Genomic DNA, 12,852 nt, shown 5'->3' on the forward strand with positions numbered 1-12,852 from the left:
GAACGGCTGCCACCTCCCCCCTCGGTGTGGACCAGTGGCCGTACCGAAGTCTGGTGCTCCAAGTGTGAAGCTCTGATGGAGGAGATGTTGAGCATAAGCCCACTACCGGCCTATATGGTCCGGAGGTTCAGCTTCCGTTTGTGCAGGTTGAGTTGTTGACGAGCCGTTGACCAGCCGTTGACGACGTGGGCACGTCCGCCTCAGCCGCGTCCCACGTACGGCATCGTCGTCGCCAGCACCGTCGCGAACTGCACGTTCGCCTCCAGGGGCAGCTCCGCCATGTGCCGGACCGTGCGCGCCACATCGGCCACATCCATCACCGGCTCGATCGCCAGTTCGCCGTTCGCCTGGAGGGTTCCGGTTCGCATGCGCTCCGTCATGTCGGTGGCCGCGTTCCCGATGTCGATCTGACCGCAGGCGATCCGGTACGGGCGCCCGTCCAGGGACAGCGACTTGGTCAGCCCGGTCAGCGCGTGCTTCGTGGCGGTGTACGCGATCGACTGCGGGCGCGGGGTGTGCGCCGAGATCGAGCCGTTGTTGATGATCCGGCCGCCCTGCGGCTCCTGCTCCTTCATCTGCCGGTACGCCGCCTGCGCGCACAGGAACGCGCCGTTGAGGTTGGTGTCCACGACGTGCCGCCACGCCTCGTACGGCAGCTCTTCGAGCGGGACGCCGCCCGGGCCGAACGTACCGGCGTTGTTGAAGAGCAGGTCGAGCCGTCCGAAGTGATCGTGTACGGCCGCGAACAGGGCGGCCACGTCGTCCGGCCGCGAGACGTCGGTGCGTACGGCGAGCGAGGGCCCCTCGGGCACCAGAGCCGCGGTCTCCTCCAGCGTCTCGGTCCTGCGTCCGGCCAGCGCCACCGACCAGCCGGTGCGCAGCAGTTCGGCGGCTACGGCACGGCCGATGCCGGAGCCCGCTCCGGTCACGACCGCGATCTTCGTCTGCTTGGGATGCGTGGCGTTCATGGGGCCGCAGCGTAGACGGGCATGCGTACGTCCATGAGCACCACGTCCGGCAGGGTGCGGCCGGCGTCCCGGATGGCGTCAGCCGGTCTCGCCGGGGTAGCGGACGCCGATGCGATCCCGTATCGCGTCGAGCGTCCGCATCACGGCGAGGCTGCCGTCGAGGGGGACGAGCGGGGACTCGGTCTCGCCGGCGCGCAGGGCACGCATCACCTCGGCGGCCTCGTGCTTGAGGCTGGTGCGCGGGCCGTCCGCCGGGTCGGCCGTGAACTCCTCGGGGTCGCGGCCGTCACGGTGCAGCACCAGGCGGTCCGGGAAGAAGAAGCCGTCGGGGAGGTCGATACGGCCCTGGGAGCCGGTGACGGATGCGGCGACGGGGGTGCCGCCGTTGATAGAGCAGTGCACCGAAGCGAGAGCACCGCTCTCCCAGGAGAGCAGTGCTCCCGTCTGGAGATCGACGCCCTCGTCGGAGAGCACCGCTCTCGCGGCGATGTCCGAGGGCTCCCCGAGCAGCAGCTGCGCGAACGACACCGGATAGACGCCGAGATCGAGCAGCGCGCCGCCGCCCTGCGCGGGGTCGCGCAACCGGTGCGAGGGCGGAAACGGCCCGGAGATCCCGAAGTCGGCCTGCACCGTCCGCACTTCACCGATCACACCGTCGTCGACGAGCGCCTTCAGCCGCCGGACCAGCGGATTGCAGTACATCCACATGGCCTCCATCAGAAACCGGTCGTGCCGCCTCGCGAGCGCGACCAGCTCCTCGGCCTCCGCTGTGTTCAGCGTGAACGCCTTCTCGCACAGCACATGGCGCCCGGCCTCCAGACACATCCCGGCCGCCACCCGGTGCGCCGAGTGCGGAGTGGCGACGTACACGACGTCGACGTCCGCGTCCTCGGCCAGCGACGCCCAGTCCCCGTACGCCCTCGGTATCCCGAACCGCTCCGCGAACGCCTTCGCCGAGGCGTCCGTGCGCGAGGCGACGGCCACGACCTCCGCGTCCGGCATGTCCACCAGATCCGCCGTGAACGCCGCGGCGATCCCGCCGGTCGCCAGAATGCCCCACCGCACGCGTTCGCGTTCGCCCGCCATCGTCGCCCGCCCTTGCTCTGTGACCCCGAACACTCCGTTCGAACTGAGAGCATAGGTGGCGGATCACTCGGAGAGGGAGGGGCACATGCGGGACCAGGACGGCCCGGAAGGACACATACCGAACACGGCGGCCGCCGACGCCACGTCGCTGGTCGCCGACCCGGCGCCGCCGCCCGCCCCGGCCGAGGCAGCCCCCGCCGGGACCCCCGACGCCGGCGCCCTCCGCCGCACCGGACTCCTCGTCACCCTGATCCTCGGCGGGCTCACCGCCACGCCCCCGCTGGCGATGGACATGTACCTCCCGTCGCTGCCGGAGGTCACGAGGTCGCTGCACGCCCCGGCCGCGACCGTGCAGCTCACGCTCACCGCCTGCCTCGCGGGGATGGCGCTCGGACAGCTCGTGGTCGGACCGATGAGCGACAAGTGGGGCCGCAAGCGCCCGCTGCTCGCCGGCCTCGCCATCTACGTCGTCGCCACCGTGCTCTGCGCCCTCGCACCCGACGTCGAACTCCTCGTCGCCTTCCGGCTCGCGCAGGGCCTCGCGGGCGCGGCCGGGATCGTGATCGCCCGGGCCGTCGTCCGCGATCTGTACGACGGCATGGCGATGGCCCGCTTCTTCTCCACCCTCATGCTGATCTCCGGCGTCGCCCCGATCGTCGCGCCGCTCATCGGCGGGCAGATCCTGCGCTTCACCGACTGGCGGGGCGTGTTCGTGGTCCTCACGGCGGTCGGCATCGCGCTGACGGCCGTCGTCTGGTTCCGGCTCCCCGAGACCCTCGCGCCCGGCGAACGGCACAGCGGCGGCGTCGGCGAGGCGCTGCGCGCGATGCGCGGACTGCTCGCCGACCGGGTCTTCGCCGGGTACATGCTCGCGGGCGGCTTCGCGTTCGCCGCGCTGTTCGCGTACATCTCGGCGTCCCCGTTCGTGGTGCAGGAGATCTACGGAGCCTCGCCCCAGACGTTCAGCCTGCTCTTCGGCCTCAACTCCGTCGGCCTGGTGATCGTCGGCCAGATCAACGGCAAGATCCTGGTCGGCCGGGTCAGCCTCGACAAGGTCCTCGCCACCGGTCTCGCGGCCATCGCCGTCGCCGCGACCGCGCTGCTGCTGATGTCCTCCGGCGTCTTCGGCGAGACCGGCCTGGTCCCGGTGGCCGCCGCGCTGTTCGTGCTGATGTCCGCGATGGGCATCGCCCTGCCCAACACACAGGCGCTCGCCCTCATGCGCGTGCGGCACGCCGCCGGCTCCGCCTCCGCGCTGCTGGGCACCTCCTCCTTCCTCATCGGCGCGATCGCCTCGCCCCTCGTCGGCATCGCCGGGGAGCACACCGCCGTCCCGATGGCCGTCGTCCAACTGGCCGCAGTACTGGTGGCCATCGCCTGCTTCGTGGGACTGTGCCGTCCCTGGCAGACGCGACGCACACCGGACGGAAAGGCGGCGGACAGCTGAGCGCACCGAGACTGCGCGTCGACACACCCGAACGGGCCGGGCTCGACCCCGGAGAACTGCGTCAGCTCGTACGAGAGGTACGCGCCCTCACGCGCGGGGCGAACCCCTGGGCGGCGGGCGTGGTGCTGGTCGCGGGGCGCGGCCCGGTGATCGCCGTCGAGGAGGCGGCGGGGTGGGCGGTGCGGTACGCGTCCTACGACGAGGCGGCGGACAAGGGCGTCGAACTCCCGCCGGGGGCACGGGTTCCCATGACCGTCCACACGCCCTGCGACCTGGCCTCCCTCACCAAGCTGTTCACGGCGGTCACCGCGGTGCAGCAGCTGGAGCGCGGCACGCTGGGCATCGACGCGCGGGTCGGCGCGTATCTTCCGGAGTTCCGCGCGGCCGCCGCGTACGACATCACCGTACGACAGCTGCTCACCCACACCTCCGGGCTGCGCCCCGAACTCCCGCTGTACGACTGCCCGGACGACGCGGCGCGGCTCATGATGCTCCGGGCCGAGCCCCCGACGTCCGAACCGGGCGAGTACATGTACTCCGACCTCAACCCGCTCCTCCTCCAGTACGTGCTGGAGCGCGTCACCGGGCGCGCGCTCGACGTCCTCGTCCGGGACGGCATCACCCGGCCGCTCGGCATGACGGCCACCGGGTTCGGGCCCTGCCCGGGCGCGGCGGCCACCGAGGATCAGCGGCGGCCGTGGGCCAAGGTGGACCGCGGGATGCTGCGGGGCGTGGTCCACGACGAGAACGCGTGGGCGCTCGGCGGAGTGGCGGGCCACGCGGGCCTCTTCTCCACCGCCCGCGACCTGGCGGTCTTCTGCCGCACCCTCCTGGCCGGCGGCTCCTACGGCCCCGCCCGCATCCTCGGCCCCGACTTCGTCGAACTCCTCCTCACCCCACCCGGCCTCGGCTTCGCCCTCGACCAGCCCTGGTTCATGGGGGCGCTCGCGGGGCGCGGTGCGGCCGGCCATACGGGCTTCACGGGTACGTCGCTGGTGCTGGACCCGGCGACGGACACGTTTCTGGTGCTGCTCGCCAACACCGTCCACCCCAGACGCCGCACTGCTGACAACAAGCCGCGCGCGTCTGCGGCGACGCGACTGGCTCGCGCGGTACGGGGCGCCTGACCCCGCGTTTCTTCGCCCCCGCCGCCCCTACCCGTCCCATCCTTCTGGGGCTCCGCCCCAGACCCCGTTCGGTTGTGTGTCGGCTGCGGGTGGGTGGGGGCTGGTCGCGCAGTTCCCCGCGCCCCTAAAAGGGGCGCGGGGAACTGCGCAATCTTTTAGCGGGGGTCTGGGGGCGCAGCCCCCAGGGATGGGACGGGTAGGGGCGGCGGGGGCGAAACCGTTTGGAACCCGGGGGTCCCGGCGACCGTAGAATCGCCGGGTGAACGCCCCCGTACCCCCCGCCGACACCCTGCGCACCGCCCTCGCGGGCCTCCTCGACGGCCTCCCCCCAAAGGCGGCCACGCAGGCGGTCGACCGGCTGATCGCCAACTACCGGGGCACCACCCCGACCCACACCCCGATCCTCCGCGACCGCTCGGACGTGGTGGCGTACGCGGCCTACCGGATGCCCGCGACGTTCGAGGCGGTTCGCGCGGCGCTGGACGCGTTCGCGGACGCGGTCCCGGAGTGGACGCCAGGGAGCCACGTGGACGTCGGCGGCGGCACGGGCGCGGCCACCTGGGCGGTGAACGCGACGTGGGAGGGCGCCCGCCCGGTGACGGTGCTGGACTGGGCCGAGCCCGCGCTCGCGCTGGGCCGGGAGATCGCCGCGGCGAACCCCGAGCTGAAGGGCGCCGAGTGGCACCGCTCTCGTATCGGATCAGCGCTCACCATCGAGAGCACTGATCTCGTCACCGTGTCGTACGTCCTCGGTGAGCTGACCGAGGCCGACCGCGGCTCCGTGGTGGACGCCGCCGCGGCCTCCGCCCAGGCCGTCGTGATCATCGAGCCGGGCACCCCCGACGGCTACGCCCGCGTCATCGAGGCCCGCGACCGCCTGATCCGCGCCGGGTTCCATGTCGCCGCGCCCTGCCCGCACAGCGCGGCCTGCCCCATCGTCCCCGGCGAGGACTGGTGCCACTTCTCCGCCCGGGTCGCCCGTTCCTCGCTGCACCGCCAGGTCAAGGGCGGCTCCCTGCCGTACGAGGACGAGAAGTTCAGCTACGTCGCCGCCACCCGCTTCCCGCCCACCCCGGCCCCCTCCCGCGTCGTACGCAAGCCGCAGATCCGCAAGGGCCAGGTGCTCCTCGACCTGTGCGAGCCGGACGAGGCCCTGCGCCGGGAGACGGTGACGAAGCGTCACGGACCGCTGTACAGGGCGGCCCGTGACGCGGAGTGGGGCGACGCCTGGCCGCCGGCCGCGGAGGACTAGTGCGGGCGGAGAGGACGAGACGCTCCGTATCGTTGCCCTGGTAGGTTCGGGTCATGGCCCAGAAGCCCAAGACCAGCCCCGATTCCACCCGCCGCAGCGAGAAGTCGCGTCGGGCGATCCATGCCGCCGCCCTCGAACTCGTCGGCGAGGTCGGCTACCCCAGGACCACGATCGAGGGCATCGCGGCCCGCGCCGGAGTCGGCAAGCAGACGATCTACCGCTGGTGGTCGTCGAAGGCGGACGTGCTGCTCGACGCCTTCATGGACCTGGGTGAGCAGGCCGCGCGGGCGGCGGGGCAGGAGTCGTACGAGATCCCGGACACGGGAGATCTGGCCGCCGACCTCAAACTGGTCCTGCGCGCCACCGTGGACGAGCTGCTGGAGCCCAAATTCGACGCCCCCGCGCGAGCCCTGGCCGCCGAGGGCGTGGTCGACGAACGGCTCGGCGCCGAGTTCGTGACCAAGCTCCTGGAACCCCAACTCCAGCTGTATGTACGGCGGCTGCGCTCGGCGCAGGACAAGGGCGCCGTACGCCAGGACATCGACCCCCGCATCGCCCTGGAGCTGTTCGTCTCCCCGCTCGCCCAGCGCTGGCTCCAGCGCACGGGCCCGATCTCGTACGAATACACCGAGACCCTCGTCGAGTACGCCCTCTACGGCCTCACCCCCCGCTGAGAGGCCCGACGGGGGTCTGCTGAGAGGCCCTCCTCGTCGACGCCTTCCACAACCTGCCCGGCGCGTCCGTGATGACGCCGTCGCAGCCCAGCGCGAGCACCCGGTCGCGCTGGGCCGGAGTGACCACGGTGTGCGCCCACACCCGCGGGATCCCGGATCTCACCGCCCGTACGAGATCGGTGTCACGTGCCTTGTGGTCGACGTCGAGGAGGTCGACGAACGACGCCCAGCGCTCGGGGCGGTCGGTGCGCAGCTGGGCCGCCGAGCGCCACAACTGGCTGACCAGGCCCAGGCGGTGGACGCGCCGGGCCACCTCAGGGTCGTTGGAGTTCAGGAACACCGACCGGGTCAGTCCACGGGCGCGGAGCATCGCGGCGAGCGTGTCCAGGCTGCCGGGGTCCTTGGCCTCCAGCGTCAGCACGATCCGCCCGCCGAAGCGGTCCAGCACCTCGGCGACGGTCGGTGGGCGTTCCGCGCGCCAGCTGCCGGGGAGTGAATCCCTGGGGTGCAGCCGCACCCCCTGCCACTCCCGGAGATCCAGATCCCGCACCGCGCCGCCCGCGTAGGTCGTGCGGTTCAGCGTCGCGTCGTGCATGACCACCAAGGTCCCGTCGCGCAGCATGCGGGTGTCGAGGTCGAGCACCTGAGCCGTACCGCGCTCGTACGCCGCCATCAGCCCCGACATGCTGTTCTCCGGGACTTCCCGGGCGCCGCCGCGGTGGGCGACATGGACGACGCGGGGGAGGGCGTCCACCGTCAGCGGTCCCGCACCCCACTCCAGCGGGGCCGGGATGGAGCCGGGTCCCGCCAGGGCCAGCGAGGCGAGGCCGGCGAGACCAATGAGTGCAGTCCTGGTGACCATGGCGACACGGTAGGCGGACAAATCGCATGAAAGCTGGTAATGACACTCGATCCGGGTCTGGGTGAGGCATCGCCCCACCTACCCCGGATGTGGGCTCTGGCCACCCGGGGCGCAGGATGGTGGGACCATAGGGCAGGACGTGGGCACAACGGCGAGGCGAGGCGAGGGGATAGATGAGCGCAGAGTTCGGCCGCCGCTCCGGCACGCAGGGCAGGATCTCCCAGTGGCTGCGGGGACGCCGCCCCAAGGAGACCGCGGATGACGGCGGGCGTGAGACCCTGCTGCTCGCCGCTGCCGCCGCGGGGCTGCCGCTCGCGCAGGCCGCGTACCCCTCCGGCTACCGGTGTTCCTGTGACCGCGTCGGCTGTCCCACCCCCGCGCGCCACCCCGTCTCCTTCGCCTGGCAGACGCAGTCCACCACCGACCGCGCGCAGATCGAGCGCTGGGCCCGGCACCAGCCGAAGGCCAACTTCATCACCGCGACCGGCATGACGCACGACGTCCTCGACGTGCCGCTCGACGCCGGGCGCGAGGCGCTGGAGCGGCTGCTGGCTTCCGGTATCGAGGTGGGGCCCGTCGCGGAGTCGGGCGGTGACCGGATGCTCTTCTTCACGGCCACGCGGGGTACGCCCGAGGACGAGGACGAGTGGTGGCCCTGCGAACTGGACTGCCATCCCGAGACGATGGACGAGCATCCGGGGCTGCGATGGCACTGCCGCGGGTCGTATGTGCTTGTTCCGCCGGCGCGGCTGCCGGGTGATCTGACGGTCGAGTGGGTGCGGGGGCCGGAGTACGCCCTGCCGGACCCGCTCACCCTGCTGGAGATCCTCACCGACGCGTGCGCCCGTTACGCGGGCGAGAACGAGTCGGACCAGCTGGCTGCCTGGCCGCACCGAGGCTGAACCCCGAGGCTGAGCCCCGAGGCTGAACCCCGAAGACAGGGCGCAGTCAGGTGCGGCAGGCTCCTGCCGCTATTCGCCCTTCGCTCCCGTCAGCCCCTCGATCCGCCCCAGGATCGACACTCCCTCGCTCCCCGAGCTCTTCGCCGGGTCCAGGGCCGCCTGGTTGGAGACGAACTCCAGGGTGAGGGACTGCTTGATCTCGCCGGTCGTCAGGGCCTGCACGTCCGCGGTGGGCGCGGGGATCTCGGTGCCCGCCGCGGCGGTCTGCTTCTCGTAGCGGTGCGTGGTGAAGAACACCAGCGCTCCGCCGTCCGCGGTGCGCAGCCCCACCGGGGCGTAGTCGCCCGAGGCCAGCGGCTCGTCGATGTACTGCCGGGCGAGACCCGGCTTGCTGGCGAACTTCTTGCGCTGGGCCCGCCACTGCGAGGTGTGCGTGCCCGCGGCGAAGGTGTCACCGCCGGCCTTCAGATACGTCGCGTACGACTGGCTCAGCTTCTCCGGCTCGATCGCCAGGGCCGCGTCGTCGGCGGTGACCGGCTGGGCATAGCCGTTCTCGTCCGTCTTGAACTTCGGTACGTCGGCGGCGGCGAGGACGGTCAGATACGAGACCTGCCATACGTCGTTCGCGTTGCCGCGGGTGAAGACGAGCAGCCAACGGCTGCCCGGCACACCCTTGTTGGCGGCCGTGTCGGCGACGAACCAGCGCGGCCAGGCTGCCTTCTCGGGTATCACGAACTTCGCGTCGCTGAACGTCAGCGCCGAAGGCGCCGGATTGCCGCCCGGGTTGTTCTTGTGCCCGGCCTTCAGCTTGGCGCCGTCGATGTCGGCGAGCGGCCCGGTGACCCGGTCCGCGTCCAGCGAACGGTCGTACTCCTTGTCCGCCTTGTTGTACGCGGTGGTGAAGTCCTTGAGCGCGCGGGCGGCTTCCGCCCGTGTCGCCGCCGGCACGATCTCCCGCTCGCCGTGCACCACCACGCAGCCGCTCGCCGTCAACGACAGAACGGTCACCGCCCCCGTTGCCAGGGCGAATTGGTTGAGACTACGAAGCCTTCGTGGGCTGTGACCCGCGCGATCCGTGCTCATCAGGTGCCTTCACCTTCCCCTTCCCGGAGGCGAACCCTACCGGAGCGAGGAAGATCGCGAGTGTCGGGACCAGGTACAGCGCCCACACCGTGACCTGGAGGACGGTCGGGTCGGGCTGGAAGTTGAAGACGCCCTTCAGGAGGGTGCCGTACCAGCTCGTCGGATCGATGGTGTTGCTGATGTCGAAGGCCAGGTTCGTCAGGCCGGGGATGAAGTCGGCCTCCTGGAGGTCGTGCACGCCGTACGCGAGCACACCCGCGGCGACGACGACCAGCATGCCGCCGGTCCAGGTGAAGAACTTGGCCAGGTTGATCTTCAGCGCGCCGCGGTAGAAGAGCCAGCCGAGGAAGACCGCGGTGGCGAGGCCGAGGGCGACCCCGATCAGCGGGCGGGGTGTGCCGTCGCTCGCCGCGTGCACCGACGCCCACACGAACAGCGCGGTCTCCAGGCCCTCGCGGCCGACCGCCAGGAAGGCGGTCGCGACCAGCGCGCCCGTGCCCATCGCCAGGGCCGCGTCCAGCTTGCCGTGCAGCTCGGACTTCAGATGCCGCGCGGTGCGCCGCATCCAGAAGACCATCCACGTCACCAGGCCCACGGCGACGATCGACAGCGAACCGCCGAGCGCCTCCTGCGCCTTGAACGTCATCTCCTGGGAGCCGAACTCCAGCGCGCAGCCGAAGCCGAGGGCCACGGTGATCGCTACGGCGATGCCGATCCAGATCGGCTTCAGGGCGTCCTTGCGGTCCGTCTTCACCAGATAGGCGATGAGGATGCAGACGACGAGGCTGGCTTCCAGCCCCTCGCGCAGACCGATCAGATAGTTGCCGAACACGGGCTACGCCTCCTTGGAGAACAGCGCGCGGCCCCACCAGTCGTCCTTGTCGCGGACGCCGGGCGGGACGGCGAAGACCGCCGAACTCACGTGCTGGATGTACTCGTTGAGCGCGTCGGTGCGCGACAGGCTGCGCTGCACCGGGATGAAGCCCTTGCGGACGTCACGCTGGTAGGCGAGGAAGAACAGGCCCGCCTCAAGGCGGCCCAGGCCGTCGGTGCCGTCCGTGAAGGAGTAGCCGCGGCGCAGGATCGTGATGCCGTCGTTGGAGTCGGGGTGCGCGAGCCGCACGTGCGCGTCGGGCTTCATCGCCTTCAGGAACGGCTTGTCGTGCTCCTTGGCCTTGCCGACCGGGGCACCCTCGCCCTTGTCGCGGCCGAAGATGTCCTCCTGCTCCTGGAGGGAGGTCCGGTCCCACGTCTCGATGTGCATCCGGATGCGGCGGGCGACGAGATACGAGCCGCCGGTCATCCAGTCGGGACCGTCCTTCTCGCCCACCCACACGAACTTCTTCAGGCGGTCCGTCTCGGTGCCCGCGATGTTGCGGGTGCCGTCCTTGAAGCCCATCAGGTTGCGCGGGGTCTGCGCGTCCGGTGTCGTCGACGAGGTCTTGCCGAAGCCCAGCTGCGACCAGCGGATGGCGACCTTGCCGAAGCCGATCCGGGCGAGGTTGCGGATCGCGTGCACCGCGACCTGCGGGTCGTCCGCGCACGCCTGGATGCACAGATCGCCGTTGCTGCGCGCCTTCTCCAGGGCGTCGCCCGGGAACTTCGGCAGATCGACCAGAGCCTCGGGCCGCTGGTCCTTCAGCCCGAACTTCTCGAACAGGGAGGGTCCGAAGCCGATCGTCAGCGTCAGCCGCGAGGGCTTGAGGCCCAGCGCCTCGCCGGTGTCGTCCGGCGCCGCCTCAGCGAGACCGCCGTACGCGCCCTCGCCGACGGTGTGCCCGCCGGTCATCCGGCGCGCGGCGGCCGTCCACTCCTTCAGCATCTCTACGAACTCGGCGCGGTCGTCCGTCTTCACGTCGAACGCGGCGAAGTGCAGCCGGTCCTGCACCGGGGTCGCGATGCCCGCCTGGTTCGCGCCGTGGAAGGCGACCGCGGCGCCGGCTTCGGCGGCGGTCGGGTCCACGTCGTTGCCGGTACGGGCCATCGCCACCGCGCCGCCGGCCGCGGCGGCACCGAGCGCGAGCCCGGCACCGCCCCAGCCGATCAGCGAACGCCGGGAGGGAGAGGCGCCGGTGGCGGCCTCCGCGGCTCCCGAGGCTTCCGTGGTGCTCGTGGTGCTCGTGGTGCTCGTGGTGTCCGTGTTGTCCGTCATGGTGCGGCTCCTACTTCACGACGGCGGCGGCGAGCTTGGACAGGGGCTCGGCGAGCGCGTTGACCGCGTCCGAGAGCTCCTTGCGGTCGGCCTTGCCGACCTTGTCGTACGACGTGAAGTCGTACGAGCTCTTGTCTGTGCGGTACTTGTCCAGCAGCGTGTTCAGCGCCGTGAACTGCTTGTCCAGCTCGGTCGTCAGCGCGGCGTCGTTCTCCTTGGCGACCGGCTTCAGCAGCTCGTACGCCTTCTGCGCGCCCTCGACGTTGCCCTTGAAGTCGCTCAGGTCGGTGTGCGAGTAGCGGTCCTCCTCGCCGGTGACCTTGCCGGTGGCGACCTCGTCGAGGAGTTCCTTGGCGCCGTTGGCCATGGAGGTCGGGGTGATCACGGCCTTGCCGACGCGCTTCTGCCAGTCGGTCAGGTCGGAAACCAGCTTGTCGGCGAGGGTCTTCTCCTCGGCGCCGATCTTCTTGTCCTCCCAGAGGGACTTCTCCAGGCGGTGCCAGCCCGTCCACTTCTGGCCGTCCTCCAGGCCGTCCGCGCGGACGTCGACCTTCGGGTCGATGTCACCGAAGGACTCCGCGACGGGCTCGGTGCGCTCCCAGCCCAGGCGCGAGTCCGCGAACTCCTTCTTCGCGGCCTCGATGTCGCCGGCCTTGACGGCCTTGGCGAACGCCTCGGCCTTGGGCAGCGTGGCGTCGGCCTGCTCCTGCGCGTACTCGCGGTAGGCGGCGACGGCCTTGTCGAGGCGCGGGTCGCGCTTGGCGACCTTGCCGCCGGTGACCGTGAGCTTCTGGCGGACGCCGAGGCCCTTCATGCCGGGGCGGCAGGCGATCTCGTACGAACCGGCCTTCACCTCGGCGGTCAGTGTGTACTTGGTGCCCGGGCCGATGTTCTCCTTCTCGGAGACGATCCGGTCGTCCGGGAAGAGGATCTCGACCTCGGTGGCCTTCGAGCCCTTGTTCTCGATCTGCAGCGTGACCTGGCCTGCCGGGACCGACTTCGACGAGGTCGTGCACTTGGAGTCGGCGGCGGTCACCTTGATCGCGTCGCCGTTCTTGGCGTCGCTCTTCTCGGTGCAGCCCGTGACGGCGGTCAGAGCGGCCGCGGTGGCGGCAGCGGTGACAACTGAGAGTCGGACGGCTCGCATTCAGGCTCCAAGAGAAGAATCGGACAATCCGCACGGTGGGGCCGTGCGGGGATGGTGAGGCTGGCCTAACTTATCTGAGGCTTGCCTCACTGATACCCACCGGTCCGGTGATTCAGCTCTCACAGTCGTCGCATAGGAACGGCTTGATCACG

Annotated in this window: 12 protein-coding genes; 5 read left to right on the forward strand and 7 right to left on the reverse strand. The window is 70.9% G+C overall.

Annotation, left to right across the window (positions count from 1 at the left end):
- Positions 1 to 200 precede the first annotated feature (200 nt).
- Together OIC96_RS34315 and OIC96_RS34320 are read right to left on the reverse strand one after the other, a co-directional pair.
- Positions 201 to 968, reverse strand: coding sequence for an SDR family oxidoreductase (locus OIC96_RS34315; RefSeq protein WP_330304129.1), 768 nt, complete (start codon positions 966 to 968; stop codon positions 201 to 203).
- Between the two features lie 78 nt (positions 969 to 1,046).
- Positions 1,047 to 2,054 (reverse strand): Gfo/Idh/MocA family protein, encoded by a 1,008-nt coding sequence (locus OIC96_RS34320; RefSeq protein WP_330304128.1) that lies wholly within the window; start codon positions 2,052 to 2,054, stop codon positions 1,047 to 1,049.
- An 85-nt stretch (positions 2,055 to 2,139) separates the two neighbouring features.
- Here OIC96_RS34320 and OIC96_RS34325 point away from each other — a divergent pair, with 85 nt between their 5' ends.
- From OIC96_RS34325 to OIC96_RS34340, 4 genes are all read left to right on the forward strand, one after another.
- The gene (locus OIC96_RS34325; RefSeq protein WP_330304127.1) at positions 2,140 to 3,501 is read left to right on the forward strand and encodes a multidrug effflux MFS transporter; all 1,362 of its coding nucleotides are present in this window, start codon (positions 2,140 to 2,142) and stop codon (positions 3,499 to 3,501) included.
- Positions 3,447 to 4,628, forward strand: a complete 1,182-nt coding sequence (locus OIC96_RS34330) for a serine hydrolase domain-containing protein (protein WP_406501509.1) — start codon at positions 3,447 to 3,449, stop codon at positions 4,626 to 4,628. Before OIC96_RS34325 ends, OIC96_RS34330 begins: the two co-directional genes overlap by 55 nt.
- 259 nt (positions 4,629 to 4,887) lie before the next feature.
- Positions 4,888 to 5,880 carry a small ribosomal subunit Rsm22 family protein gene (locus OIC96_RS34335; protein ID WP_330304126.1) on the forward strand — a complete coding sequence of 331 codons (993 nt, stop codon included), beginning with the start codon at positions 4,888 to 4,890 and terminating at the stop codon, positions 5,878 to 5,880.
- Positions 5,881 to 5,933: 53 nt separating this feature from the next.
- Entirely contained in the window at positions 5,934 to 6,554 is a 621-nt protein-coding gene (locus OIC96_RS34340; protein WP_330304125.1) for a TetR/AcrR family transcriptional regulator, read from the forward strand.
- Here the strand turns inward: OIC96_RS34340 and OIC96_RS34345 are convergent.
- Positions 6,541 to 7,416: a glycerophosphodiester phosphodiesterase gene (locus OIC96_RS34345; RefSeq protein ID WP_330462148.1), complete on the reverse strand. Its 876-nt coding sequence runs from the start codon at positions 7,414 to 7,416 to the stop codon at positions 6,541 to 6,543. The two genes, OIC96_RS34340 and OIC96_RS34345, sit on opposite strands and share 14 nt — an antisense overlap.
- Positions 7,417 to 7,589: 173 nt before the next feature.
- Between OIC96_RS34345 and OIC96_RS34350 the strand changes: the two genes are divergently transcribed.
- Positions 7,590 to 8,318, forward strand: a complete 729-nt coding sequence (locus tag OIC96_RS34350) for a bifunctional DNA primase/polymerase (RefSeq protein ID WP_330304123.1) — start codon at positions 7,590 to 7,592, stop codon at positions 8,316 to 8,318.
- A 69-nt stretch (positions 8,319 to 8,387) separates the two neighbouring features.
- Here the strand turns inward: OIC96_RS34350 and OIC96_RS34355 are convergent, their stop codons facing one another.
- Genes OIC96_RS34355 through efeO form a run of 4 tightly spaced genes read right to left on the reverse strand, consistent with a single transcriptional unit; the run spans position 8,388 to position 12,700 of the window.
- Positions 8,388 to 9,401 carry a hypothetical protein gene (locus OIC96_RS34355; protein WP_330304122.1) on the reverse strand — a complete coding sequence of 338 codons (1,014 nt, stop codon included), beginning with the start codon at positions 9,399 to 9,401 and terminating at the stop codon, positions 8,388 to 8,390.
- Positions 9,358 to 10,233 (reverse strand): iron uptake transporter permease EfeU, encoded by an 876-nt coding sequence (gene efeU / locus OIC96_RS34360; RefSeq protein ID WP_330304121.1) that lies wholly within the window; start codon positions 10,231 to 10,233, stop codon positions 9,358 to 9,360. Before efeU ends, OIC96_RS34355 begins: the two co-directional genes overlap by 44 nt.
- A gap of 3 nt (positions 10,234 to 10,236) precedes the next feature.
- Positions 10,237 to 11,553: an iron uptake transporter deferrochelatase/peroxidase subunit gene (gene efeB, locus OIC96_RS34365; RefSeq protein ID WP_330304120.1), complete on the reverse strand. Its 1,317-nt coding sequence runs from the start codon at positions 11,551 to 11,553 to the stop codon at positions 10,237 to 10,239.
- A gap of 10 nt (positions 11,554 to 11,563) precedes the next feature.
- Positions 11,564 to 12,700: an iron uptake system protein EfeO gene (efeO, locus tag OIC96_RS34370; protein ID WP_330304119.1), complete on the reverse strand. Its 1,137-nt coding sequence runs from the start codon at positions 12,698 to 12,700 to the stop codon at positions 11,564 to 11,566.
- Positions 12,701 to 12,852 lie beyond the last annotated feature (152 nt).

Source organism: Streptomyces sp. NBC_00775 (assembly GCF_036347135.1).
Taxonomy (GTDB): domain Bacteria; phylum Actinomycetota; class Actinomycetes; order Streptomycetales; family Streptomycetaceae; genus Streptomyces; species Streptomyces lutosisoli.